Raw genomic sequence first — 24486 nt, 5'->3', positions numbered from 1 at the left:
GCCCATTTACGGTGTGAGCCCATGAAGGCCGATATCCATCCGAACTACCGCGACGTCGTCTTCCATGACGTCACCTCCGATTTCAAGATCCTGACCCGCTCGACCATGGCGACGAAGGAAACCATCAAGTGGGAAGACGGCAACGACTACCCGCTGGTGAAGGTTGAAATTTCCTCGGCTTCGCACCCGTTCTACACGGGCAAGCACAAGGTCATCGACACCTCGGGCCGTATCGACAAGTTCCAGAAGCGCTACGCGCGCTGATCTGTCGATCCAGCTTCGAACCGACGGCCGCGCTCTGCGCGGCCGTTTGTTTTTCCCCAACGCCTACCCAACGGGCGTTTGGATGGACAGAACACTGCGTTCGTGTGACAACGCTTTTGCCGATCCGGGCCGCTTGCTGGCCGGGTTCTGGCCGCCTGCCGTCTACGACTTCTGTCTAGCGCCGGGCAAATGCTGCTGTGCGATAATGGCATGATCCCCGGCACAGGCCGAGGACGTCATTCACGTGCCTGACCAATGCGCTTGGGCAGGCGCCTTCCCATGAAGGAGCGCACACAGTGTCCGATCTTGATCAGGTCACGCTCAACGCCGGCGATAAGTCCGTCGTTCTGCCCGTCATCAAACCCACCCTTGGCAACGACTGCGTCGACATCGCGAAGCTGACCAAGGAAACGGGGTTTTTCACCTACGATTCCGGCTTCACCGCGACGGCCAGCTGCAAGTCCGCCATCACTTACATCGACGGCGACAAGGGCGTGCTGCTGTACCGCGGCTACCCGATCGAGCAGCTGTCGGAAAAGTCGAGCTACGTCGAAGTGGCCTACCTGCTGATCAACGGCGAGCGCCCGAGCGCCGAGCAGCTGAAGGCCTTCACCGATGAGCTGACTGCCGAAGCCAATGTCGACGACTCGATCAACACCCTGATCGGCAGCTTCGCCAAGGACGCCCACCCGATGGCCATCCTGGCTGCTGCGATCGCGCAGCTGTCGGCCATCTACCACGACGCGCTGGACCTGTCCGACGCCGAACAGCGCCGCCAGGCCGCCGTGCGCCTGATCGCCAAGGTGCCGACCCTGTCGGCGCTGATCTACCGCCATGGCAAGGGCCTGCCGGCCAACAAGCCGGACACGTCGCTGGACTACGTCAGCCGCTTCCTGAAGCAGACCTTCGAGTCGGCTGACGGCCAGTACGATCTGAACCCGGATGTGGTCAAGGCGCTGGACCTGCTGTTCATCCTGCACGCCGACCACGAGCAGAACGCCTCGACCTCGACCGTGCGCCTGGTCGGTTCGACCGGTGCCAACCCGTACGCGTCGGTCGCCGCGGGCGTCACCGCGCTGTGGGGTCCGGCCCACGGCGGTGCCAACGAAGCCGTGCTGAAGATGCTGGAAGAGATCGGCAGCGCCGACAACGTCGAGTCCGCCGTGGTCAAGGCCAAGGACAAGACCTCCGGCTTCCGCCTGATGGGCTTCGGCCACCGCGTCTACAAGAACTTCGATCCGCGCGCCAAGGTCATCGGCGAGATGACCAGCAAGGTGCTCAAGCAGCTGGGCGTGCAGGATCCGCTGCTGGACGTGGCCGTGAAGCTGGAACAGGCCGCGCTGCAGGACGAGTACTTCGTCGCGCGCAAGCTGTACCCGAACGTCGATTTCTACAGCGGCATCATCTACAAGGCGCTGCAGATCCCGACCGAAATGTTCACCGTCATGTTCGCCCTGGGCCGTACCTCCGGCTGGGTCTCGCATTGGCTGGAACAGCAGGTCGATCCGGAAATGAAGATCGGCCGTCCGCGTCAGGTCTACACCGGCAGCGACGTGCGCGACTACCAGGGCTGATCGCCCGCGTAGGTTGTGCCGAGAGCGCCCCGCATCCGCGGGGCGTTTTTTTTCTGTCGCCCTGGTGGGTGCCAACTTGGGTTGGCACGCTTTCGACATTCGCGGAAAACCATCCACGCATGGCGTGGATCCACTTGTTCCCGCCCCTGGTTGGCACGCTCCCCATCCACGCGTGGCATGGATTTACCGCGTCCCCGCCTTTGGTAGGTGCCAACCTTGGTTGGCACGCTCCCCCATCCACGCGTGGCATGGATTTACCGCGTTCCCGCCTTTGGTAGGTGCCAACCTTGGTTGGCACGCTCTTCAACGCGCCAAGACCGCGTGATTCAGGGGTCTCACCAGCTTCACAAGCGCTCGCGCAGCCTCAGGACGCCAGCTGCATTCGCAGCACCTGAAATGGAGCGTCCATCCCGATGAGTACCCGATTCGACCCACCCGAGCGCGGCCCGCTCGGCGCTGACGTCGCCGCTGTCGTCACTGCCCCCATCGTTCCGCCCGCCAGCGAAAGCGCGGTGTCGTGGGGAGCCATCTTCGCTGGCGCCGCCGCCGCCGCTGCGCTCTCTCTCATCCTGCTGATCCTCGGCGTGGGCCTGGGGTTGTCGTCGGTGTCGCCCTGGTCGTTCGAAGGCGTCAGCAAGGAAACCTTCGGCTGGTCCAGCATCGCCTGGCTCACCTTCACCGCGCTGGCCGCTTCCGGCCTGGGTGGCTATCTGGCGGGTCGCCTGCGTACCAAGTGGACGCAGATCCACGGCGACGAAACCTACTTCCGCGACACCGCGCACGGCTTCGTGTCGTGGGCGGTGGCCACGCTGCTGACCGCGGGCCTGCTGACGTCGGCCATCGGTGGCGTGCTGGGTGCGGGCGCAAAGGTGGCCGGCGCCACTGCCGGTGCCGCTGCGTCCACCGTCGGCGTGGCTGCAGCCGGTGCCAGCGGCGCTGTGGCGGCTGCACCGGAAGGCGACCTCGACTATTGGGTGGATGCGCTGTTCCGCAGCACGACCCACGCAGGGCCGGCCGATCCCGCAGCGCCGCCGCCGGGCGCACCGATGGACCCGGATGCCGCGCCACCGCCGGCAGCGGGCGCCGGTCCGCGCGACGCGCGCATGGCCCCGCCGCCGCGACCGGCGCCGGGCAACGGTCCGATCGGCGATCGCCGCGAAGTGCGTGCCGAAGTGAACCGCATCATCGTCAACAGCCTGCAGGGGGAAGGCTTGGATCCGGCCGATACCCAGTACCTGTCACAGCTGATCGCGCGCGATACCGGGATGAGCCCGGCTGAAGCGCAGGCCCGCGTGACCGATGTGCAGACGCGCATGCGTGCAGCGCTGGAGAAGGCCAGGAATACCGCCAAGCAGGCTGCCGACGATGCGCGGAAGGCGACCGCCTACGCCGCATTGTGGCTCTTCATCACCCTGCTGATCGGCGCGTTCTTCGCCAGCCTCAGCGCCACCTGGGGCGGCCGCCGCCGCGACCTGTAATCCACCCTTCCATGCAAGGAGACCTGCCATGAAGATGATTCTGCTCTGGTTGCTGGGCGTGCCGATTCCGCTGCTGATCCTGTACGCGATCTTCTTCTGATCGCGCACCACCGCGCCGTGTCATCAGGCCGCCGAAAGGCGGCCTGATGCCATCCCGCAGATCCACGCCACGCGTGGATGCCCCACAGTAGAGTCGAGCCATGCCCGACTCTACAAACGCAATGCAATGAGGTTTATTGCATTCAAACAGTGAGGGAAATTGCATAACCCTCAAACATAGAGCGCCTTCAAAAATTCTCCTTAACGTTCAACGTTTTAGGAATGCTTGAATGGCCTGCATGGCAATGGATTTCTAACATTCTCTCCGTCGCCCGCACCCATCCCCGCGGGCGGCGCTTCCCTCCCTTTTCTCCTTGGGGAGGGGAGCTTTCAAATTCCCCCTTGTCCGAGAGAGACAACCATGCACGCCATTATCAAGAAGGCCGCGCTCGCTGCAGCGCTGGCTACTGCTTCGCTGTCCGCGCACGCGCTGGAAACCAAGATCACCGTCTACGCCGACGTCGACCCGACCCTGGCGCTGCTGCGCGACGATGGCACCCCGCTGCCGGACACCGTGCAGCTGACCCACGATCCGCTGCGTGGCCTGCTGCCGTCGACGCAGCAGGTGCGCATCCATTCCAATGACGAAACCGCGGACATCGAGGTGCGCCTCGGCCACGATCCGGTGCTGCTCAATGGCGCCACGCGCGTGCCGCTGGCCGTCAGCCTGAACACCGACGCGCTGACCACCGCGGTCACCGAGTTCAAGGCGGCTGACCTGTTCAACGGCGCCAGCTCGACGCCGGGTGCCTCCATCTCGATGCCCCTGACCATCGCCCAGGCGGGTGCAGGCGGCCCGCTTACGGTCAACGGCCGCTACGAAGGCATGGTCTACATCGTCATGAACCAGAAGCCCTGATCCACGGCTTCCCGCGCCGGCCCGCACTCCGGGCCGGCCGCTACTCCAGCGGTACCCCCCATGACCCCACATGCCCCCGCCGTTACACGGCTGGCGGTCGCGCTCGCCCTGGCACTGGCTGCTCCCTCGGTAGCGGCCCACGGCGTCCCCGCCGGCTTCGAGGATCTGGTCGAAGGCCAGACCGAACAACTCGACATCCAGCTGTTCGGCCGCTCGGCCGGGCTGTCGCCAGTACGCGTGACCCTGGAGCACGTGCAGCTGGAAGACCCCGCGCGCGTGCTGCAGGCGCTGGACCTGCCTGCCGAAGCACAGGCTGCGTTGCTACCGGCGCTGTCGCAACCGTTGCCGCGCAACAGCCACCTGGCCTGCTGTTTTGGTGGCGCCACGGCGGGGTGCGGCTATCTGGACCCGCCCGAAGAGCCCACCGCGGCGCGCGCGCTGTACGACGAAGGCGAGGGCGCGGTGCGCCTGTTCGTGGCGCGTCAGTGGATTCCCGGCGAGCCGGCAGCGGAGCGTTACCACACGGTCACGGCCAACGCCGAGAACGCCTTCCTGCACCAGCAGACGCTCAATGTGAGCGGTGGTCGCGATTATCAGGCACTGTCCGCGCGCGGCGTGGGCACGCTGGGCCTGTTTGATCGCGGCCACCTGTCCGCCGACTGGTACTACACCCAGCAGCGCTACCGCAGCCGTGGCAGCAACGACGACTTCCAGTTCGACAACGTCTATTACCGCCATGACCTGGGCCAAGCGCATTACCTGCAGGCCGGGCGCATGGACCGCCGCAACCTGTCCAGCCCGCAGGGCGGCACCTTCAGTTTCAGCATGCTGCCGCTGGACCGTTTCCAGGGCGCACGCGTGGGCACCACCCAGGCCTATGTGGACACCGACGCGGCCGTGCAGGCCACGCCGCTGACCGTGCTGCTGGCGCGCGATGCACGCGTCGACGTGTTCGACGGCGAGCGGCTGCTGCAGACCTTCTACCTGCAGGCCGGCATCAACCAGATCGACACCCGCAATTTCCCCTTCGGCAACTACCTGGTGCGCATGCGCATCTACGAAGATGGTGTACTGGCGCGCACCGAGGAGGCACCGTTTGACAAGGGCGGCGACTGGACCAACAGCCAGTGGCAGTGGTTCGTGCAGGGCGGCCGTCGCAACGAGCGCCGTAGCGACCGTTTCGATGGAGAAAGCGTGGCAATGGCCGGCGTGCGCGTGCCGCTGGGCCGCGATGCCGCACTTACCGCGGGCGCCGCCAACCTCGGCGGCCACAGCTACGGCGAGCTGCGCCTGGACCTGCGCCGCGTGCTGGCCACCCAGGAAATGCGCGCCTCGCTCAGCGGCATGCGTGGAAGCGATGGCAGCAATGGTCAGCAGCACCAGCTGTCATACCGGCGCAAGGCGTCGTGGAATCTTTACCAGCAGCGCATGCGCGGCAAGGCCTGCCAGTTCGAGGCCGATGCACGCGACCAGCTGGGCTGCACCAACTCACTCAGCGGCTCGGTATCGCTGCCGCTGGCCGGCGGCAACGTCTACGTGGGCTACACCCGGCGCCAGACCTGGCGCACCGGCTGGCATCGGCCTGAATTCGAGCAGGACCCGTTGTTCGGGCTGGATCCCTTGCTGCCGCCCGGTCCGCTGGAGCCGCGCCGCGAGCCCGTGCTCAGCCGGACCTGGCAGGCCAGCTTCAGCCGCAGCCACCGCTGGCAGGACTTCAGCGTGTCCACGCGCGTGGGGCTATGGCAGCAGCGCAGCACCGACAGCGTGCGCGGCAGCAACGAGCGTGACCGTGGCATCTACTTCAACCTCAGCCTGACCCGCCTGCAGCGTAACCATGACAGCAGCGGCCAGCGCCGCTACGCGGTGGACGTGCGCCAGCCGCAGCATCAGCGCCCGGCCATCGACTACAGCGTGGGCCAGAGCCTGCGCCAGGACCGGGACACGCACTATCGGGAGCTGAACGCCGAATTGCGCGCCAACAACAACGATCGCTACAGCGCGTCACTGAGTGGCCAGCTGCAGAACGGCATCGGCAACACCGCCGCCAGCATCGCGCACTATCAGCAGCGCGGGCGTGGCGAGACCGGCTACAGCGGCAGCCACAGCTCCGGCTTCGCACTGGGCCGTCGTGGTTTCTACTGGAGCGGTGCCAACGGTGCCGAGGCCGGCCTGGCCGTGCAGGTGGACGGTTTCGACGATGCCGACCTGCATGGCGTGGCCGCGGAATTGCAGGTGGGGGGACTGCGCCGACAGCGTCTGCAGATCGGCGAGCGCCGGCTGCTGCCGCTGCAGGCCTATCAGTCGCAGCGCGCCGAAGTGCAGGACGCCAGCACGCTGGACAGCATCGCCGCGATCCGCGTGACCGGCGTGGGCGGAGCACGGCCGATGTTCCTCACCCCCGGCAAGCTGATGCGCATGCCAGTGCCGATCGAAGTGACCTACACCTTCATTGGCAATGCCAAGGACCTTGCGGGGTCGCCGCTGGGCGGCGCCCGCATCCTCAACGCGCCGGTGCCCGGCACCAGCGCCAACGGCAGCTTCGTTGCCGATTTCCCGCGCCGCGAAACAACGCTGTACCTGCTGCAGGACGACCGCCTGCTGCACTGCCCGTTGCAGGTGCGCGAGCGCCGCCAGGTGGTGCTGCTGGTCGGCGCCGTGCACTGCGAGCCGCTGGCCGTGGCCCAGCTGCCCCCCGAGATCCGCCAGCAGGCCCGCGTGACCCGCCTGCTGCAGGAACGCGCGTTGATCGCCGCCACGCCCCAGACCGCTGCTGCAGGAGGTACGCCATGAGCCGGCGTTGGATGTGTGTGTTGATGCTGGTGTGTGCGCTGGTGCTGGTGATGCCACAGGCGTGGGCGCAATGGCCGCCGGAGACGCATCCGACGGACCAGAGCCGGGACATCGTGCTGAGCTGGGATCGCTCGGCGGTGCCGGGTGATGTGGAGCTGTGGGCGCCGCGGACGGTGCTGGGGTTCAGTCATGACCTGGCGTTCAAGTATGGGCAGATCCATGTGGTTTGTGGGTCTGCTTCTGACGCTGAATTTGGGAGATGCGAAACAGAAGGACGGTTGAACATCGTTCTTGGTGAGTCGGAAGTGTGGATTCGAATGGTTGAGCAACGGACCGGGCTCCGCACTGATATCCGAGCAGTTGGGCATGTTCGCAGGATCTTCTCTGGTCGCGTCTGCTCCGCCGACTTCTGGGATAAGAACAAGAGATGGCTCAACGCCGCGTACTGGTTCGAATGCTCTCCCGGCATAGAGTTTCCTCTTGGAACTGGTGTGGAGCTCAACCTCACCGCAGCCGAACTCTCCAGACTCGTCGCAGGCCACTGGAAGGCCACGATGCGCCTGAACATCAAGGCCGATCCAACCGCACCACCCGTCGCCACAACCACCTTCAACTTCGACTTCACCGTCACCGACTACGACGCGATCTCGATCTACTTTCCCGGCTTCGATGGCATCGCGCCGCTGGTCAACATGGACCTGCGCTACGACCCCATCCGCAAGATGGTCGGCGGCTACAAGGAAGTGGACATGTGCCTGTACGACGGCGTGGGCTCGCAGAGCGAGTTCCTCGGCGTCACCGTGCGCGACAGCGGGCCACGGCCCCCGCCTGGGCGGGACTACGCGGTCTGGCACGGAGATGGCGGCAGTGACGACACCCAACGCCTCGACTACCAGGTCGGCCTGAAATACGGCGGAAACCTGCTGGCCATGAAACACGGCGAGGAACAGCTGCTGCGCGGCATCGACAGCGCGCAGCTGCGCCTGGTGATGCTGCCGGGCATCAATCAACCCGTGTACTGCGTGCCCACGCCGCTGGTGCTGGAAACGCCGCCTACCCCCATCGCCAGCAAGCGGCCCGGTCTTTACGACGGCGAGCTGACGGTAGAGCTGCGCGTGCCGACCGCCAAACCCTGATCCCACGGAGCCTCATCATGAAGAAGCTGCTGTTCTGTCTGCTGCCGTTGAGCGCGCTGCTGGCGCCGCCGGTACATGCCAACCTCTCGATCCATCCGATGCGCGCGGCCGTCGATGGCAAGCGCGGTACGCAGATCCGCGTCTACTCGCACTCCACCCAGCCGCAGTACGTGCAGGCACGCCTGTTGCGCATCGCGAATCCTGCGCAGGTTGGCGAGGAAGAGGTGGACATGGAGGCGGCCGACGCCGCGGTCGCCATCACCCCTGGGAAGTTCGCACTCAGTGGCGGAGGCAATCGCCTGATCCGGGTCATTCCACTGCGCAGCGTGGAGAAGGAAGTGGCCTACCGCGTCTACTTCGAGGGCGTCAGGGGACCGGACGGGACCCTGCTCGAGGGTGACGAGCAGGCGGCACAGGCCAACGTCGGTGTCAGCCTGGTCTGGGGCGCGCTGGTGAACGTGCTGCCCGCCAACGGCAGCGTGGATCTGCAACTGCAGGGCGACACCCTGCGCAACGTGGGGACCTTGCGGGTCGGCATCACCGGACTGGCCGAGTGCAGCGCCAGTGGTGCCTGCACGACCCACGACTTTGCCAAAAGCCTGTACCCGGACGCGGAGCTGAAGCTGCCGTTCCAGCCTCAGCCGGGCAACACCGTGCAGCTGCATTACCGCCTGTCCAAGGACGGCTACCGCGAGCACACAACCACCCTGGCGCCAAGCGCCTGATCGTTCCTGGCCCCGCGCTGTTCGCGGGGCCTCATTTCCGATGTCCTGTTAAGGGAGAGAGCATGAACCACATCTATCGTCGTATCTGGAGTGCCGCCAAGCAGTGCTGGGTGGTTGGCAGTGAGTTGAGCAGTCCGCGCGGCAAGTCCGCTGGAGGCAGGGCACTATTGCTGGTGGCGGCACTGGTGGGCCTCCCTGCCGCAGCGCACGAGCACTCGGAGGAAGTGGCTGAGGGCGAGCGTGAAGGGACCGACTCCACTCAACTCCTGTTGCCCTCTCCGTGGCGCTTTTCGTCATTCTCGAACCAGGTAAATGCGGGTTACACCCAGCTGGCTCTGGTAAATGACAGCCAATATCGGAATGCCACGATCAGCGGTGATATGCAGATGATCCTGGGTTCACGGTCGAGCATCAGTGGCTGGGGATCGGTGGTCTACGGCACCGAATCATCGTTGTCGGGGTTGGGAAGTGTGCTTGTGGGGAATTCATCGATTGCACGCGGCGACAGGAACGTCGTCGTTGGATACGGGTCTGAGGCCAAGAGCGGATACTCGACAGTCGTAGGCGCCAGCTCGATCGCATCAGGAATTGGTGCAACCGCACTGGGGCATGACGCCAGGGCATACGCGAGCAACTCCATTGCGGTGGGCAGCGGTGCCAGGACGGTGGAGAGTTCCGCAGGTGTTTCCCGTATTGCTATTGGCGGGAACGCCTTCGCTGGAACGGCGGGATATTCAGGTGCCATCGCGTTGGGAGGGAACGCACGTGCCGAGTACAGTGGAGTTGCGCTGGGGCATCATGCCAAGGCGAGCGCCCATGGCTCGATAGCCATCGGAGCATATTCCGAGGCAACGGAAAGCAATTCGGTGTCCGTTGGCAGCTCATCGACGAAGCGGCGAGTGACCAATGTGGACGATGCGCGATTGAGCACCAGCAGCACGGATGCCGTTACCGGAAAGCAGCTCCACGCCACCAACAGCAATGTAGCGGCCGCGCGTTCGGTCGCGGACTCTGCCAAGACCAATGCTGACAGTGCGCTGGCAAAGGCCGATGGGCTCTCAGGCCTTTTGAAAGAGAAGTCTCCTTCGGGAAATATCCTCATAGGTGCAAGCAATAGCGGCTCTGTACTGGACGTCCGCAACAGTGCCAGCGCCAATCGCAAGATCACGGGCGTGGCGGATGCCACGCTGAGTACGTCCAGCACCGATGCTGTGTCAGGGAAGCAGTTGAATGCCACCAACACCAAGCTGGCAGATGCACAGCGCGTCGCAGACGCGGCAGCCGCGCGCCTGAACGCATCCGCCCCGGCTATCGGGCTGGCGGCAGAGGCGGAAGGGAGCGGAAGCACCGCCAGCGTAGCGATGGGGCGCTCGGCGAAGGCCTACAACACCAACAGCATCGCAGTTGGTGCAGATGCTCGGGCCGGTGTCGACGCCAACGGCGACAAGAGCGCTGCCACCGGTGCAGTTGCTCTCGGTGCTGCAACGCGTAGTGGCAACGGCGCGGTGGCGGCTGGCCTGCGTGCTTCGGCAGTGGGTGATCGCGCCGTGGCCGTAGGCAATGATGCAACGGCCGCGGCGGCCCATGCCGCCGCGCTGGGCTACAAGGCAGATGCGAGCGGCAATCAGGCCGTCGCCATTGGCCGGGAGGCCGCCGCATCGGGTTTGTATTCGACGGCGCTTGGCAATCTTGCAAAGGCGGGTGCCGAAAGTGCCATTGCGTTGGGCGACCGCGCCCTGGCATCGCACACGGGAAGTGTCGCTCTGGGCAACGCCTCGCAGACCACCGGCATCAATCAGGTCTCGGTCGGCAGCTCCAGTATCAAGCGCAAGATCGTCAACCTGGCGGATGGCGCTGTCAGCAGCAGCAGTACCGAGGCCGTTACGGGCAAGCAGTTGAATGAAACCAACGGCCGGGTAACGACTGCACAGAATGCCGCGAATGGCGCGCAGGCCACTGCCAACGCCGCACAGGTTGATGCCACCAAGGCCTTGGCTGAGGCCACCGAATTGGGTGGTCTGGTCGGGCAGGTTTCGGCCACGGGGATTGTCCGCCTGGGTGAAAAGAACAGCGGCGCCGTAGTGGATGTGCGCAATAGCGCAAATGCGAACCGTAAGCTGGCCGGCGTGGCCGATGGCGTGGTCAGCGCCAGCAGCTACGAAGCCGTGAATGGCAGGCAGCTCAATGCCACCAATGAGAAGGTGGTAGCTGTGGAAGGCATGGCCACCTCTGCGGCTGCGGACGCGACCCTGGCAAAGGTGGATGCGGCCAAGGCGTTGGCCGAAACAGCGGTTCTGGGCGGGCTGGTGGCGCAGGTTTCTGCAGCGGGAGCCGTGCGGTTGGGTGAGGAGAACAGCGGTACGACGTTGGACGTACGCAACAGCGCCAATGCCAACCGGAAGATCAGCGGTGTGGCGGATGGGGCTGTCGGTGCCAGCAGCAGTGAAGCTGTGTCGGGTCGGCAGCTACACGCTACCAATGGCCGGATTTCAGATCTGGAAGGTCTAGCTCAGTATGTGGGTATTGGTGTGGATTCGTTTAGTCAGCGTGCTGAGGCTGGTCTGATGGGAGTTGCAATCGGAGATTCCGCGAGGGCACTAGAAGAGGGAGCAACCGCTATCGGTGCGCTATCTTCTGCCGTTGGCGTTAATTCGGTTGCAGTTGGACGAGGCGCCACTGTGTCAGCGGCCGCTTTGAATGGATTCGCGTTGGGAGCTGGCGCTAGTGTGGCTTCGAGTGATGGAGTTGCGGTTGGTGCAAGTTCAAGGGTCCATGCCGGCGCGGAGGGGGCACTGGCACTGGGCGCGGGATCGGAAGCTACTGAGGCGGGAACTGCATCCTTTGGCAGTGTTGGCACAGAGCGCAGGATAGTGAACATTTCCCGAGGTCTCGGTGAACACGATGCCACTACCGTCTCCCAGCTTAAGGACTCCCTCGCCACCCTCGGCGGCGGCGCAGGCATGGATGCGAACGGCAACATCATTGCCCCTACTTATGCAGTGCAGAGTGGAACGCAGAGCAGCGTCGAGGACGCGCTGATGGCGCTCGATGGCGCTGTCATCACCGCAGACCGTCGCGCGGACAAGGTGGAAGGCCAGCTCAGCTCGATCTTCCAGGACTCACCTCCGACCCGCGCCGACGGCATGAACCAGATCGCGCTGAATGGCGTGAATGGCATGGTGCTGACCAACCTGGCTGACGGCCGAGTGGCGCCAGGAAGCCGCGATGCCGTAACCGGCAGTCAGTTGTACGCCGCAGAGCAGAAGATCTCGCAAAATCGGAACGATTTGGAGACGATGCGCAAGGAGCGGGAGATGGGCGAGCAGGCCATGCGTGGATTGGATGCGAGCGGTCCGATCGATTTCGGCGGTGCGCGTTTGACTGGCGTGGCGGAGGCGAAGTTGTCGGCTGATAGCTCGGACGTTGTGCGCGGAAGTCAGCTCTATGAGACCAATGGTCGACTCGATGCACTGGAAGATGCTGGTCAGTTTCTCAGTGTGGGTACAGGTCCCACGACTGGCCGCGCGGAGGCCGGCCGAGCCGGGGTCGCGCTTGGCATCCTTGCAAAGGCGGGCACCGAAGGAGGAACTGCGATTGGGTCACGCTCTCTTGCGTTGGGGGTGAACTCGGTGGCACTTGGGCGGGGATCGACCGTCTTCAATGGTTCCGATTTCAGCATTGCCATTGGGACGGGCGCGGAAGTCGGAACGTATGATGGTGGAACCGCAGTTGGTGGGATCGCTCTCGGCATCGGTGCGAGGGTTCGGAATGGTGCCGACGGTTCGATGGCGCTTGGGTTCGGCTCGTATGCGACCGAGGTAGGAGTTGCATCGTTCGGTAATGGTGAGATGAAGCGCCGCCTTGTAAACATCGCCAACGGCACCGCCAACCACAACGCCGCCACCGTCGGCCAGCTGCGCGGTGCACTCTCCGCCCTCGGCGGCGAAGTCGATACCAATGGCAACATCGTCGGCCCCAGCTTCAACGTGCAGGGCCAGTCCCAATCCACGCTCAATGGTGCATTGGAAGCGCTCGACGGCGCCGTCGTCAGCACCACCTCGCGCGTGAACCAGGTCGAATCCCAGCTCCGCTCCGTGTTCCAGGAAACCCCCTCGGCCCGTGCAGACGGCACCCACCAGCTCACCCTGGCCGGTGCCAACGGTATGGTCATCTCCAACGTGGCCAACGGCCTGATCGCGGCCGGCAGCCGCGATGCGGTCAATGGTGGCCAGCTGCATTCGATGCAGCAGCAGATCAACGGCCGCATGGATGGGCTGGAGCAGCGTATCGACGATCATCCGCAGGCCCGCGCCATGTCGACGGCGGCCACGCCTTCGCCGTCCACCGAAGAGACCGCGCCGGCGCCGGAAACCAGCGGCTCGCCGCAGATCGCCTCAACCGGTGAAGGTGGCAAGCCGGCCCCGCAGCCGAAGCCGAAGCAGGACGACACGCCCAAGCCGCAGGTCGACACCGCCGACCTGGAGAAGATGCTGGCCCGTGCCAACGAGTACACCGATGGTGCGATCAGCACCTTCGAACGCCGCCTGGACAAGATGGACAAGCGCTTCAACCGCATGGCGGCGATGAGCAGCGCACAGAGTGCGATGGCGATGAATACCGCCGGCCTGGCCACCTACAACCGCCTGGGTGCGGGCGTGGGTTACAGCGAGGGTGAGTCGGCGATGGCGGTGGGCTACCAGCGCGTGCTGAACGAGAAGGGTTCGGCCACCTTCAGCCTCAATGGTGCGTTCACCAACAGCGGTGAGCGCAGCATGGGTGTCGGCGTGGGCATCGGCTGGTAAGCCGTGCAGTCCCGGCGTGGTGCGCGTAATGAACCCCGCCGCGCCGGGGTCCTTGCCGAGGAGATGGCAATGTATCGATGGGTAAGCCGATTCATCAGCTACCGCACGTTCTATCTGTGGCGGGCGCGTTTCTACTACTACACCCGCAATCTGGATCGCTGGGTGCAGTTCACCTTGTTGTGCCTGGTGGGCATGGTGCTGGTGCTCTGGTACCACTGGCGGGTGGCGAGCGTGCCGCCACCGCGCGTGCATCCGGAGGCCGCCGCGGTGCGCGTGGAGAACATCACCCAGGAGGCGATCCATCGCATCGTGCTGGTGCGGCATGGCGGCCCGACACCGGGCGAGCCGTTCACCACGCCGGAAGACGTCCGCGCGGGAACGCTGCGCACCCTGCGGGTGCGACAACTGCTGGACAGTGAGAGGGTGTGGCAGCTGAAAGCCCACATGCTGGCCGACATGGCGGCATACATCGAAGCCACGGGCAGCTGCTTCCCCTTCCCATGCTGGCAGGTGAGCCACCGGCTGGAGCTCATGCGTGCGGCGGAGGCGGAGAACGCGGCCATCAACCGGGGGCTGGAGCCGGTGCTGGAGGTGCCGTTGGATAGGATGCCCAACCTCAACGGCGGTGAGCGCGCGCGGATACAGACGGCGTGGTCGGACCCGTTCGGCGATGTCTACAACCAGACTTGGTTGCTTGGCGATCTGCAGAACATGCACGCGCGGATGATGATGGCGTACCCGCAGCGGGTGGGAGCACCGTGGCTGATGCGCCTGCTTGGCGATGAGCCGGAGGAGCAGCACCATGATGTCTGGTAGGTCAGCGCGCCTTCTGTAGAGCCGAGCCATGCTCGGCTGCTCTTGGGCCAGGTGTCCGGATGCCTGAGGCACAGTGCGGACCAACGGTCCGCACCCACCAAGGCCGGAGCTACCGCTACCCGCCGATATACGCGGTGATCTCCGCCTCGGCCAGCAGCTGCCGCAACTGTGCGACAGACGCGCGTCGCATCGGCTTCTCATCCACCGGCGACAAGGGCGCCTGGCGCAGGGCGTCATACGGCAGCACGGCCAGGTCGAAGGTCAGCTCTTCGGCGCTGAACACCCACACCGGCACGTCCAGGCTCCGTTCGCGGTCCATCCGCAGTCGGCGCGTCCGCGACTCGGCGGGAATGCCGTGCTCGTCCAGGAAGCGGTGCACGGCTTCCGGGTCGTCACTGTGCAGGTGCAGCTGCACGGGGCTGTTGGCATCGGCGGTGCCCTCCAGCACCGGGCCGGCCAGGCGAGGGGCGAAGCCGTGCAGGAACTCCAGCGCACGCATGGCAGCCTCGCGGCGGCGCTGCAGCTCATTGCCATGCTGGGGCCCGGAGAACAGCCGCTGGTACTCGCGCAGGGCGTCTTCGATCTCGGTATTGCGGGGCAGGGAGGCATCGTCGTGGATGCCGAGACGGCTGGCGGCCTTCAACTTGGCCTGGTGGTAGTCGCGGATGCCGCCTTCGGCCATCAGGCGGGCGGCTTCGTGGGCGAGGCGGTGGCGCCGCTCGCGGGTCTGGCTGGCAGCATGCTGACGGGCGCGATGCATGCGATGACTCCTGTTGCGACCTGGCTACAGACTAGCGCACGGATGTGACATCCGCGTGGGTATTTCATGGAGGCGAGCAAGTGGGTGCCGTTGATCCTGTAGAGCCGAGCCCATGCTCGGCTGCTCTACCGCAGGCGCCCGGAGCCGAGCATGGGCTCGGCTCTACAGCCGCATGGGTGCCAACTCACCGTTGGCACCCACCAGAACCTTCCTCAGAAGATATCGAACGCGGCGGCGTCGGCCTGCGGCGTATTGAGGTTCAGGTCGTAGTCGGTCAGGCGGTCCATGTCTTCCACCTTCACCCACTCGGTCGCGCCGTTGAGGGTGGCCTGGACCATGCCGCTGGGCGGGTCGTTCTGCGCGATCGGGGTGTCCTTCAGCGCGGTGCGCATGTAGTCGATCCAGATCGGCAGGGCCGCCTTGCCGCCGTACTCGCGGTAACCCAGCGAACGGAAGTCGTCGCGGCCCACCCACACGGTGGTCACGTACGGGCCACCGAAGCCGGAGAACCAGGCGTCGCGGTGGTCGTTGGTGGAGCCGGTCTTGCCGCCCACGTCCTCGCGGCCGAGCACCTTGGCCTGGACGCCGGTACCGCGCTGGACCACGTCGCGCATCATCGATACCAGCTGGTAGGCGGTGCGGGCGTCGATCGCGCGCGGGGCTGTGCGGGCATCCGGGTTGGCCGGTGCCGCCGGGGTTTCGACCTTGGCTTCGGCCTTGGCGGCGGCCGGGTCCACCTTCGGGGCCGGAGCGCCGAAGTTGAAGCCGTCCACCACCTGGTTGACCGGCTGGTCACTGCTGCCGGCGCAGTCGCGGCAGGCCAGCGCCGGGTTTTCCTTGAACACCAGGTTGCCGTCGCGGTCATTGACCTGGTCGATCAGCCAGGTGTCCACGCGCGAGCCGCCGTTGGCGAACACGGCGTAGCCGCGCGCCACCGACAGCGGGGTCAGCGAGGCGGTGCCCAGCGACATCGACAGGTTCGGCGGCAGCTCCGATTCGGCAAAGCCAAACTCGCTGATGTACTTGCGTGCGTAGTCCACGCCCATGCCATCGAGCAGGCGCACCGACACCAGGTTGCGTGACTGCACCAGCGCTTCGCGCAGACGCATCGGGCCGCGGAAGCCGCCGCCGTCGTTCTGCGGGGCCCAGGTCTTGCCGCGGCGGTCGCGGAACACGACCGGGGCGTCGAGCACGATCGAGGCCGGGTTGTAGCCCTTGTCGAAGGCGGCTGCGTAGACGAATGGCTTGAAGCTCGAACCCGGCTGGCGGCGGGCCTGGGTGGCGCGGTTGAACTTGTTGCCGGAGAAGCTGAAGCCACCCACCAGCGCCTTCAGCGCGCCGCTGTGGGCATCCAGCGAGACCAGCGCGGACTGGCCGCGCGGGATCTGGTCCAGCAGCCACTCGCCCTCCTTGGCACCGGCGCGCACGCGCACGATGTCGCCGCGCTGCACCAGCTTGCCCGGGGTCTTGTTGGTCCACTTGGCGGCACCGGCCGGCAGCACGATCTCGCTGCGGTTGGCGAGCACCACGGTGGCGCTGCCGTCGGCGCCGGTGCTGGCGACGATCGCCGGCAGCAGGCCGGCCTGGCCGTACATGCCGCGCAGGTGCTCGGCCAGGGCGGCGGCGTCTTCGCCGGCACCCACCTGCACCTGTTTCTCCACGCCGTGCCAGCCGTGGCGGTGGTCGTACAGCAGCAGGCCGTCGCGCACCGACTGGTTCGCGGCGGTCTGCAGGGTGGAGTCGATGGTAGTGGTGACGTGATAGCCCTTGTTGACCACGTCGCCGCCGAAGCGGGCGATCATCTCCTGGCGCACCAGCTCGGCCACGTACGGGGCATCGACCTGCACCGGCGGCTCATGCGCGGTGGCGTGCATCGGCACGGCCTTGGCCGCGTCGGCCTCGGCCTGGCTGACGAACTTCAGGTCGGCCATGCGCTGCAGCACGTAGTTGTCGCGGCGCTGGCGGGCACGTTCCGGGTTGGAGATCGGGTTGCCAGACGAGGGGAACTTGGGGATGCCGGCCAGCGAGGCCATCTCGTCCAGGTCCAGCTCGTTCAGCTTCTTGCCGTAATAGAACTCGGCGGCAGCGGCCACGCCGTAGGCGCGGTTGCCGAAGAAACTCTTGTTCAGGTACAGCTCGAAGATCTCGTCCTTGCTCAGCTCGGACTCGATCTTCCGCGCCAGCAGGATCTCGGCCAGCTTGCGGGTGTAGCTGTACTCGGAGCTGAGGAAGAACTGGCGGGCCACCTGCTGGGTGATGGTGGAGCCACCCGGCACGCGCTTGTCGCTGGTGGTGGCCAGCAGCCAGACCGCCCGGCCGATGCCCATGTAGTCCACGCCGCCGTGCTCGTAGAAGCGGGCGTCCTCGGTGGCCAGGAAGGCCTGCTTCAGCTTCTCCGGCACGTCCTTCATGGTGATCGGGGTCCGCCGGGTCTCGCCGAACACCGCCATCAGCTTGCCATCGGCAGCATAGACGTACATCGGCTCCTGCATTTCCACGTCGCGCAGGGTCTGCACGTCGGGAAGCTTGGAGGAAACGGCGTAGTACAGACCGCCCACGGCGGCCGCGCCGATCAGCGCCAGGACCAGGACAATCAGGAAGATCCAGCGCAGCCAGCGGCGGAGTCGAGTCATCGGGTTCAGATTCCGATTGCGAATTTCGTGGTCGCAGAGTATAGATTACGCAAGGTGCCGGCTGGGGTCGGCACCGGGGAGCGCAAGGGGAACAGTCAGGGGCTGCATGGTGAATCCGTGAAGGAATTCACAGCAGGGCCGTTGCCATTTGCTAAGAATACGTTATTAATGCTTGGGCGCAGGTCTTGCGTCCAAGTGCCCGTCGGCAGGGGAGAAACCGTGGGGCTCATCCCAAAAAGTCAGTCGCCGCTCGTAGGCGTCGACATCAGTTCGACTGCGGTAAAGCTTTTGCAGCTGTCCCGCAGCGGCAATCGTTTCCGCGTGGAACATTACGCTGTGGAACCTCTGCCGCCCAATGCGGTGGTGGAGAAGAACATCGTTGAAGTGGAGGCCGTGGGTGAGGCCATCCGTCGGGCGATGAACCGTTCAGGCAGCAAGGCCAAAGTGGCCGCTGCCGCCGTCGCGGGGTCGGCAGTGATCACCAAGGTGATCCCGATGCCGGCCGATCTCGACGAAAACGACATGGAAGCCCAGATCGAGCTGGAAGCGGTCAACTACATTCCGTATCCGATCGAGGAAGTGAACCTGGATTTCGAGGTGATCGGGTCGATCCCGAACAACCCGGAGATGGTCCAGGTGCTGCTGGCCGCGTCGCGTTCGGAGAATGTCGAGCTGCGCCAGTCCGCGCTGGAACTCGGTGGCCTGCAGGCCAAGGTGATGGACGTGGAGGCCTTCGCGGTCGAGAACGCCTACGCCCTGGTCGCCAGCGAGCTGCCGGTATCCATCGATGGCGTGGTCGCGCTGGTCGACATCGGCGCCACCATGACCACCCTCAATGTCCTGCGCGGCGGCCGCAGCCTCTACAGCCGCGAGCAGGTGTTCGGTGGCAAGCAGCTGACCGATGAGATCATGCGCCGCTACGGGCTGAGCTACGAGGAAGCCGGGCTGGCCAAGCGCCAGGGCGGCCTGCCGGAAAGCTACGAGATGGAAGTGCTGGAGCCGTTCAAGGAAGCCACGGTCCAGCAGATCAGCCGCCTGCTGCAGTTCTTCTACGCAGGCAGCGAATTCAACCGCGTCGATCACATCGTGCTGGCCGGCGGCTGCGCCGTGCTCGGTGGCCTGCCGGAGATGGTCGAGGAACAGCTGGGCGTGCCGACCGTGGTCGCCAACCCGCTGGCGCAGATGACCCTGGGGCCGAAGGTGAACGCGCATGCGTTGGCCCAGGATGCCCCCGCGCTGATGATCGCGACCGGTCTGGCGCTGAGGAGCTTTGACTGATGGCACGCATCAATCTATTGCCCTGGCGCGCCGAGCGGCGCAAGCAACGCCAGCGCGAGTTCTACGCAATGCTGGGCATGGCCGCCGTCGGTGGCCTGCTGCTGTCGCTGATGATCTGGTTCTACTACGACCGTCAGGTGAGCGGCCAGATGGACCGCAATGCCTATCTGGAAGCCGAGATCGAGAAGGTCAAGGAACAGAACAAGGAGATCGACCGCCTCGACGCGCAGAAGGAACGCCTGCTGGCGCGCAAGAAGGTGATCGAGGAGCTGCAGGCCAAGCGCTCGCAGATGGTCCACCTGTTCGACGCGCTGGTGCGCACCATTCCCGACGGTGTGGTGCTGACCGCGCTGAAGCAGGAAGGGGATGTACTGACGCTGGAAGGCCGCACCCAGTCCAACGCCCGCGTTTCGGCCTACATGCGCAACTTGGAGACCTCCGGCTGGATGACCAACCCGGAGCTGTCGATCATCGAAGCGCGTGACCCGGAGAAGGACAAGGACGGCAAGGCCGGCCCGCTGGCCGACATCAAGGCGCTGCCCTACGTGTTCGTGGTCAAGGTGAAACTGCCGGCACAGAGCGAAGAGGTGTCGGCGACGCCGGGCCTGAACGCCGATGGCTCGGTGGCGACGGCTGCCCCGGCACCGGTGGCACCGTTGGCCGCAGGTCCGGATGCCGCGACGCCTGCGGCCCCGGCAGCGGGCCAGCCGGCAGCAGCTCCCGCCGCACCGGCCACTGCACCGGCCACGCCGGCCAAGCCGAACCAACCGGCCGCTCCGGCCGCCGCGCCGGCCCCGGCACCTGCCCCGAAGCCTGAGGGCAGCCGCCTGGCGCAGCCGCCGCAGGCCTTCAATGCGCTGCTGCAGGGGGACCGCGCATGAGCCAGAAGATCGACATCAAGAACCTGGATTTCAACGACATCGGCAACTGGCCGCAGAAGGCCAAGATCGTCTTCTGCTCGTTGCTGGCGCTGGTCATCATGTTCGTGGCGTGGATGCTGCTGATCAGCGGCAAGCGCGAAGAACTGGCCGGCCTGGAATCGAAGGAAGTCGAGCTGCGCACCGAGTTCACCAAGCAGCAGGAACGCGCGGTGAACCTGGGGCCGCTGAAGCAGCAGTTGGCGCAGATGGAGCAGGTGCTGCAGCAGATGCTGCGGCAGCTGCCGAGCAAGACCGAAATGCCCGACCTGATCATCGACATCTCGCAGACCGCGCTGTCCAGCGGCCTGACCAACGAGCTGTTCGAGCCGGAGCAGGAGCAGATCAAGGAGTTCTACGCCGAGAAGCCGATCAAGCTGCGCATGGTGGGCAGTTACCACCAGTTCGGCGCGTTCGTCAGTGGCGTGGCCTCGCTGCCGCGGGTGGTGATCCTGACCATGCATGACATCAACCTCAAGCCCAAGGAAAAGACCGGCGGCAACGTCCGCAGCGGTGCACTGGAACTGTCCGGTACGGTCAAGACCTACCGCTACCTGGACGAGACCGAGGTGCAGGCGCAGCAGGCGGCCGACGCTGGCAAGGAGGGCAAGAAGTGATGCGCGCGCAGACCGTACGTGGTGCGATGGTGCTGGCTGTGCTGCTGCTGGCTGGTTGCGGTCGTGGCGTGACCAGCACGCCCGGCGACGCACCGAACCTTGAGAAGTGGGTGGAAGGCGAGCGCGCGCGACCGGCGCAACCGCTGGAGCCGCTGCCGGTGATGCAGCAGTTCGAGACCTTCGAATACTCCGCGCAGGGCATGCGCGATCCGTTCACCGATGCCTGGACCAATCCGCAGCAGGGGAACGGCGGATTGCGACCGGACCCGAACCGGCGCAAGGAGCCGCTGGAAGGCTTCCCGCTGGATGCGCTGGACATGGTCGGCACCATCGGTACCGGCGCAGGTACCGTGGCGCTGGTGATGGGGCCGGACAAGGTCACCTACCGGGTTCGCCCGGGCGGTTACCTGGGGCAGAGCGACGGGCGGGTCACGGCGGTCTTCGAAGACCGCGTGGAGCTGATCGAACTGGTGCCGGATGGCGCGGGTGGCTGGCTGGAACGGCCGGCAACGCTCTCGCTTGAAGATCAATGATCGTTTACTGGGGATAGCACGATGACCTTTCACCAAGCCAAGGGGCTGCGTCCCATCCGGCGCTCTACCTTGAACCGTGTCAGCGCGCTGGGAGTCGCGCTGATGCTGGCCTGCGCTCCGGCGCTGGCTGCCGCACCGGCGGAAAAGCCGGTGGGCGCCACCGTGGCACCGGCCGCCGCGCCGGCGGGCCTGTCGGTGGCCAAGATCGATTTCAAGCGTGGCGATGACGGCGCCGGGCGCCTGATCGTGCAGTTCGACGGGCAGGGCGCGATCCCTGACCTGCGCACGCAGGGCAACAGCGTGGTGGTCGACGTCGGCAATGCCCGACTGCCGGCCAACCTGCAGAAGCCGATGAACGTCACCGACTTCGCCACGCCGGTACAACGCATCGACGCCAAGCCGTCGGGCGCCGGCACCCAACTGGTGCTGAGCACCGGTGGCGCGGTGGAGTCGCTGGCCTACCAGAGCGGCAACGAATACGTGGTCGAGATCAGCCCGCGCCAGGCCCAGGCCGCCGTGGGTGCGGTCACCGCCGGCAGCGTCACCCAGGCGGCCAAGGCCGTCGGCCAGCGCGGCTTCACCGGCAAGCCGGTGACCTTCAACTTCCAGGACGTGCCGGTGCGCACCGTGCTGCAGTTGATCGCCGAGGAGTCCAACCTGAACGTGGTGGCGTCCGACTCGGTGCAGGGCAACGTGACCCTGCGCCTGGTCAATGTGCCGTGGGACCAGGCGCTGGACATCGTCCTGCGCGCCAAGGGCCTGGACAAGCGTCGCGACGGCAGCGTGATCTGGGTGGCGCCGCAGGCCGAACTGGCCAAGTTCGAACAGGAAAAGGAAGACGCGCGCATCGCCATCGAGAACCGCGAAGACCTGCAGACCGACTACATCCAGATCAACTACCACAGCGCCACGCAGATCTTCAAAGCGCTGACCGAGGCCAAGGGCATCGGCGGCAGCGGTGGTGGTGGCAGTGGTGGTGGTTCGGGCAGCTCCTCGCAGGAAGACAGTGGCTTCCTGTCCTCGCGCGGCCGCATCGTGGCCGACGAGCGCACCAACACGCTGATGATCAGCGACATCCCGAAGAAGATCGCGCGCATGCGCGAGCTGATCAACGTGATCGACCGCCCGGTCGACCAGGTGCTGATCGAAAGCCGCATCGTCATCGCCACCGATACCTTCGCCCGCGAACTGGGTGCGAAGTTCGGTGTCAGCGGCAGCCGTGACAACGTGTACTTCAGTGGCAGCCTGGATGCCAATGCCGAGACCCGCAAGTCGCAGGTCGCAACCGACCTGGCCAATGCCAAGGCCGAGCGTGACTGGGAAGCCGGTGGCCGGGTCGGCCCGCCGCCGGTGAAGTCCGGCTCGGCGATCACCCGCGGCCTGAACTGGAACCTGCCGGTGGCCGCCGCCAGCAACCCGGGTTCGCTGGCACTGTCCATCCTCAATGCGGGTTACCTGCTGGACGTGGAGCTGTCGGCCATGCAGGAGGAGTCGCGAGGCGAGGTGATCTCCAACCCGCGCGTGGTCACCACCAACCAGCGCGAAGCGATGATCAAGCAGGGCAAGGAAATCGGCTACGTCACCATCAGCGGTGGTACCGCTGGCGGCGTGGCGACCCCGAACGTCCAGTTCAAGGAAGTGGTGCTGGAGCTGAAGGTCACCCCGACCATCACCAACGACAACCGCGTGTTCCTCAACATGCAGGTGAAGAAGGACGAAGTCGACCAGCTGATCCAGCTGGAGGGCTACGGCACCGTGCCGTCGATCAACCGACGCGAAGTCAACACCGCGGTGCTGGTCGAGGATGGGCAGACCGTGGTGATCGGTGGCGTCTACGAGTTCACCGATCGCAACAGCATCAGCAAGGTGCCGTTCCTGGGCGACGTGCCGTTCCTGGGCAACCTGTTCAAGAAGCGCGGTCGCAACAAGGACAAGGCCGAGCTGCTCGTGTTCGTCACCCCGAAGGTGCTGCGCGTGGCCAAGCAAAACTGAGCCCGCGCCTCCCGCGAAACGAAGAAGGGCCGCCCCGTGCGGCCCTTCTTCGTTTGGGCTGGCGGCATGCACGAAGCAGATCCATGCCCAGCGTGGACGGCTGTTCAGCGGTTCTTGATGCCAATCGCAGGGCACCCTGCGATGATGTCGGGAACCCGTGCCGTCCTGCGCCGGTCAAAGGCCCCCATGAACCTGCCACCGCCGATGCCCGAAACCGTCTCGCCGCCGCCCGCGCCGGCCACCTCCCGCCTGCATGCGGCGTTCACCCAGCTGCGCGACGCGCTGTCGGCCGAGATCGTCGGCCAGGCGGCACTGGTCGAACGCCTGCTGATTGCATTGTTGGCCGACGGCCATCTGCTGGTGGAGGGCGCGCCGGGCCTGGCCAAGACCACGGCGATCCGTGCACTGGCCTCGCGCCTGGAAGCAGACTTTGCCCGCGTGCAGTTCACCCCCGACCTGCTGCCGGCCGACCTCACCGGCACCGAGATCTGGCGCCCGCAGGAGGGCCGCTTCGAGTTCGTGCCCGGCCCGATCTTCCACCCGATCCTGCTGGCCGACGAGATCAACCGGGCACCAGCCAAAGTGCAGTCGGCGCTGCTGGAGGCCATGGGCGAGCGCCAAGTCACGGTTGGCCGCCATACCTATGCGCTGCCGCCGCTGTTCCTGGTGATGGCCACGCAGAACCCGATCGAGCAGGAGGGCACCTTTCCGCTGCCGGAAGCGCAGCTGGACCGTTTCCTGATGCATGTGCGCATCGGTTACCCGGACCAGGCCGCCGAATCGGAAATCCTGCGGCTGGCCCGTGAGCGTGCCCGTGGTGCATTGGGCGAGGCTGCGCCGGCGCCGGACAAGATGCCGATGCAGGACGTGTTCGACGCCCGCCGCGAAGTGCTGGACCTGCACATGGCACCGGCACTGGAGCGCTACCTGATCGAACTGGTGCTGGCCTCGCGCGATCCCGCGCGCTACGACGCCGGCCTCGGCCGCCGCATCGCCTGGGGGGCAAGCCCGCGCGGTTCCATCGCACTGGAGCGCTGTGCCCGTGCGCGGGCGTGGCTGGCCGGCCGTGACTTTGTCACGCCCGACGACGTGCGTGCAGTCGCCGCCGACGTGCTGCGCCATCGCGTGCTGCCCAGCTATGAAGCCACCGCCGAGGGCTGGGACGGCGAGCGCCTGGTGCAGGAGCTGCTGGCCCGGGTGCCGGCACCCTGAG

The 24486-nt window shown here is 65.8% G+C and carries 17 protein-coding genes; 15 read left to right on the top strand and 2 right to left on the bottom strand.

The window, feature by feature from the left end; all coding sequences use genetic code 11:
* The first annotated feature begins 21 nt into the window (after window positions 1-21).
* The 9 genes from ACT6SE_RS17090 to ACT6SE_RS17050 all read left to right on the top strand — a co-directional run bounded on the left by ACT6SE_RS17090 (window position 22) and on the right by ACT6SE_RS17050 (window position 14543).
* Entirely contained in the window at window positions 22-264 is a 243-nt protein-coding gene (locus tag ACT6SE_RS17090; RefSeq protein WP_010484049.1) for a type B 50S ribosomal protein L31, read from the top strand.
* A 296-nt stretch (window positions 265-560) separates the two neighbouring features.
* Window positions 561-1838 carry a citrate synthase gene (locus ACT6SE_RS17085; RefSeq protein WP_014648268.1) on the top strand — a complete coding sequence of 426 codons (1278 nt, stop codon included), beginning with the start codon at window positions 561-563 and terminating at the stop codon, window positions 1836-1838.
* A 413-nt stretch (window positions 1839-2251) separates the two neighbouring features.
* Window positions 2252-3316 (top strand): membrane protein, encoded by a 1065-nt coding sequence (locus tag ACT6SE_RS17080; RefSeq protein ID WP_046432315.1) that lies wholly within the window; start codon window positions 2252-2254, stop codon window positions 3314-3316.
* A gap of 460 nt (window positions 3317-3776) precedes the next feature.
* Window positions 3777-4274, top strand: a complete 498-nt coding sequence (locus tag ACT6SE_RS17075; protein ID WP_046432313.1) for a CS1 type fimbrial major subunit — start codon at window positions 3777-3779, stop codon at window positions 4272-4274.
* A gap of 60 nt (window positions 4275-4334) precedes the next feature.
* Window positions 4335-7064 (top strand): TcfC E-set like domain-containing protein, encoded by a 2730-nt coding sequence (locus ACT6SE_RS17070; RefSeq protein WP_046432310.1) that lies wholly within the window; start codon window positions 4335-4337, stop codon window positions 7062-7064.
* Window positions 7061-8200 (top strand): CfaE/CblD family pilus tip adhesin, encoded by a 1140-nt coding sequence (locus ACT6SE_RS17065; protein WP_046432308.1) that lies wholly within the window; start codon window positions 7061-7063, stop codon window positions 8198-8200. The genes ACT6SE_RS17070 and ACT6SE_RS17065 overlap by 4 nt, the downstream gene beginning before the upstream one ends.
* A gap of 17 nt (window positions 8201-8217) precedes the next feature.
* Entirely contained in the window at window positions 8218-8925 is a 708-nt protein-coding gene (locus ACT6SE_RS17060) for a pilus assembly protein (RefSeq protein ID WP_046432306.1), read from the top strand.
* A 62-nt stretch (window positions 8926-8987) separates the two neighbouring features.
* Complete coding sequence (locus ACT6SE_RS17055; RefSeq protein WP_046432305.1) at window positions 8988-13727, top strand: ESPR-type extended signal peptide-containing protein; 4740 nt, start codon at window positions 8988-8990, stop codon at window positions 13725-13727.
* Between the two features lie 69 nt (window positions 13728-13796).
* Window positions 13797-14543 (top strand): membrane protein, encoded by a 747-nt coding sequence (locus tag ACT6SE_RS17050; protein ID WP_032962173.1) that lies wholly within the window; start codon window positions 13797-13799, stop codon window positions 14541-14543.
* A gap of 115 nt (window positions 14544-14658) precedes the next feature.
* Here ACT6SE_RS17050 and ACT6SE_RS17045 read toward each other — a convergent pair whose 3' ends face one another.
* Window positions 14659-15303, bottom strand: a complete 645-nt coding sequence (locus ACT6SE_RS17045; protein ID WP_043034094.1) for a hypothetical protein — start codon at window positions 15301-15303, stop codon at window positions 14659-14661.
* A 212-nt stretch (window positions 15304-15515) separates the two neighbouring features.
* Window positions 15516-17936, bottom strand: a complete 2421-nt coding sequence (locus ACT6SE_RS17040) for a penicillin-binding protein 1A (protein WP_046432301.1) — start codon at window positions 17934-17936, stop codon at window positions 15516-15518.
* Window positions 17937-18155: 219 nt separating this feature from the next.
* On the opposite strand from ACT6SE_RS17040, the gene ACT6SE_RS17035 reads away from it, so the two are divergent.
* From ACT6SE_RS17035 to ACT6SE_RS17010, 6 genes are all read left to right on the top strand, one after another.
* Window positions 18156-19214, top strand: coding sequence for a pilus assembly protein PilM (locus tag ACT6SE_RS17035; RefSeq protein ID WP_046432299.1), 1059 nt, complete (start codon window positions 18156-18158; stop codon window positions 19212-19214).
* Entirely contained in the window at window positions 19214-20095 is an 882-nt protein-coding gene (locus tag ACT6SE_RS17030) for a PilN domain-containing protein (RefSeq protein WP_014648259.1), read from the top strand. Before ACT6SE_RS17035 ends, ACT6SE_RS17030 begins: the two co-directional genes overlap by 1 nt.
* Window positions 20092-20748: a type 4a pilus biogenesis protein PilO gene (locus ACT6SE_RS17025; RefSeq protein ID WP_005418916.1), complete on the top strand. Its 657-nt coding sequence runs from the start codon at window positions 20092-20094 to the stop codon at window positions 20746-20748. Before ACT6SE_RS17030 ends, ACT6SE_RS17025 begins: the two co-directional genes overlap by 4 nt.
* Window positions 20748-21281 (top strand): pilus assembly protein PilP, encoded by a 534-nt coding sequence (locus tag ACT6SE_RS17020; RefSeq protein ID WP_005418914.1) that lies wholly within the window; start codon window positions 20748-20750, stop codon window positions 21279-21281. The genes ACT6SE_RS17025 and ACT6SE_RS17020 overlap by 1 nt, the downstream gene beginning before the upstream one ends.
* A gap of 21 nt (window positions 21282-21302) precedes the next feature.
* Complete coding sequence (locus tag ACT6SE_RS17015; RefSeq protein ID WP_046432296.1) at window positions 21303-23273, top strand: type IV pilus secretin PilQ; 1971 nt, start codon at window positions 21303-21305, stop codon at window positions 23271-23273.
* Window positions 23274-23459: 186 nt separating this feature from the next.
* The gene (locus ACT6SE_RS17010) at window positions 23460-24485 is read left to right on the top strand and encodes an AAA family ATPase (protein WP_014648255.1); all 1026 of its coding nucleotides are present in this window, start codon (window positions 23460-23462) and stop codon (window positions 24483-24485) included.
* Window position 24486: the final 1 nt, after the last annotated feature.

It is taken from the genome of Stenotrophomonas sp. LC732, from assembly GCF_052446685.1.
Classification (GTDB): domain Bacteria; phylum Pseudomonadota; class Gammaproteobacteria; order Xanthomonadales; family Xanthomonadaceae; genus Stenotrophomonas; species Stenotrophomonas muris.
This window is presented reverse-complemented; position numbering and strand designations above follow the sequence as displayed.

What these genes read in the sequence shown, in the direction of transcription:
- ACT6SE_RS17090 (WP_010484049.1), top strand. Translation starts at nt 22, where the DNA reads ATGAAGGCCGATATCCATCCGAACTACCGCGACGTCGTCTTCCATGAC.
- ACT6SE_RS17080 (WP_046432315.1), top strand. Translation starts at nt 2,252, where the DNA reads ATGAGTACCCGATTCGACCCACCCGAGCGCGGCCCGCTCGGCGCTGAC.
- ACT6SE_RS17075 (WP_046432313.1), top strand. Translation starts at nt 3,777, where the DNA reads ATGCACGCCATTATCAAGAAGGCCGCGCTCGCTGCAGCGCTGGCTACT.
- ACT6SE_RS17070 (WP_046432310.1), top strand. Translation starts at nt 4,335, where the DNA reads ATGACCCCACATGCCCCCGCCGTTACACGGCTGGCGGTCGCGCTCGCC.
- ACT6SE_RS17065 (WP_046432308.1), top strand. Translation starts at nt 7,061, where the DNA reads ATGAGCCGGCGTTGGATGTGTGTGTTGATGCTGGTGTGTGCGCTGGTG.
- ACT6SE_RS17060 (WP_046432306.1), top strand. Translation starts at nt 8,218, where the DNA reads ATGAAGAAGCTGCTGTTCTGTCTGCTGCCGTTGAGCGCGCTGCTGGCG.
- ACT6SE_RS17055 (WP_046432305.1), top strand. Translation starts at nt 8,988, where the DNA reads ATGAACCACATCTATCGTCGTATCTGGAGTGCCGCCAAGCAGTGCTGG.
- ACT6SE_RS17050 (WP_032962173.1), top strand. Translation starts at nt 13,797, where the DNA reads ATGTATCGATGGGTAAGCCGATTCATCAGCTACCGCACGTTCTATCTG.
- ACT6SE_RS17045 (WP_043034094.1), bottom strand. Translation starts at nt 15,303, where the DNA reads ATGCATCGCGCCCGTCAGCATGCTGCCAGCCAGACCCGCGAGCGGCGC.
- ACT6SE_RS17040 (WP_046432301.1), bottom strand. Translation starts at nt 17,936, where the DNA reads ATGACTCGACTCCGCCGCTGGCTGCGCTGGATCTTCCTGATTGTCCTG.
- ACT6SE_RS17030 (WP_014648259.1), top strand. Translation starts at nt 19,214, where the DNA reads ATGGCACGCATCAATCTATTGCCCTGGCGCGCCGAGCGGCGCAAGCAA.
- ACT6SE_RS17025 (WP_005418916.1), top strand. Translation starts at nt 20,092, where the DNA reads ATGAGCCAGAAGATCGACATCAAGAACCTGGATTTCAACGACATCGGC.
- ACT6SE_RS17020 (WP_005418914.1), top strand. Translation starts at nt 20,748, where the DNA reads ATGCGCGCGCAGACCGTACGTGGTGCGATGGTGCTGGCTGTGCTGCTG.
- ACT6SE_RS17015 (WP_046432296.1), top strand. Translation starts at nt 21,303, where the DNA reads ATGACCTTTCACCAAGCCAAGGGGCTGCGTCCCATCCGGCGCTCTACC.
- ACT6SE_RS17010 (WP_014648255.1), top strand. Translation starts at nt 23,460, where the DNA reads ATGAACCTGCCACCGCCGATGCCCGAAACCGTCTCGCCGCCGCCCGCG.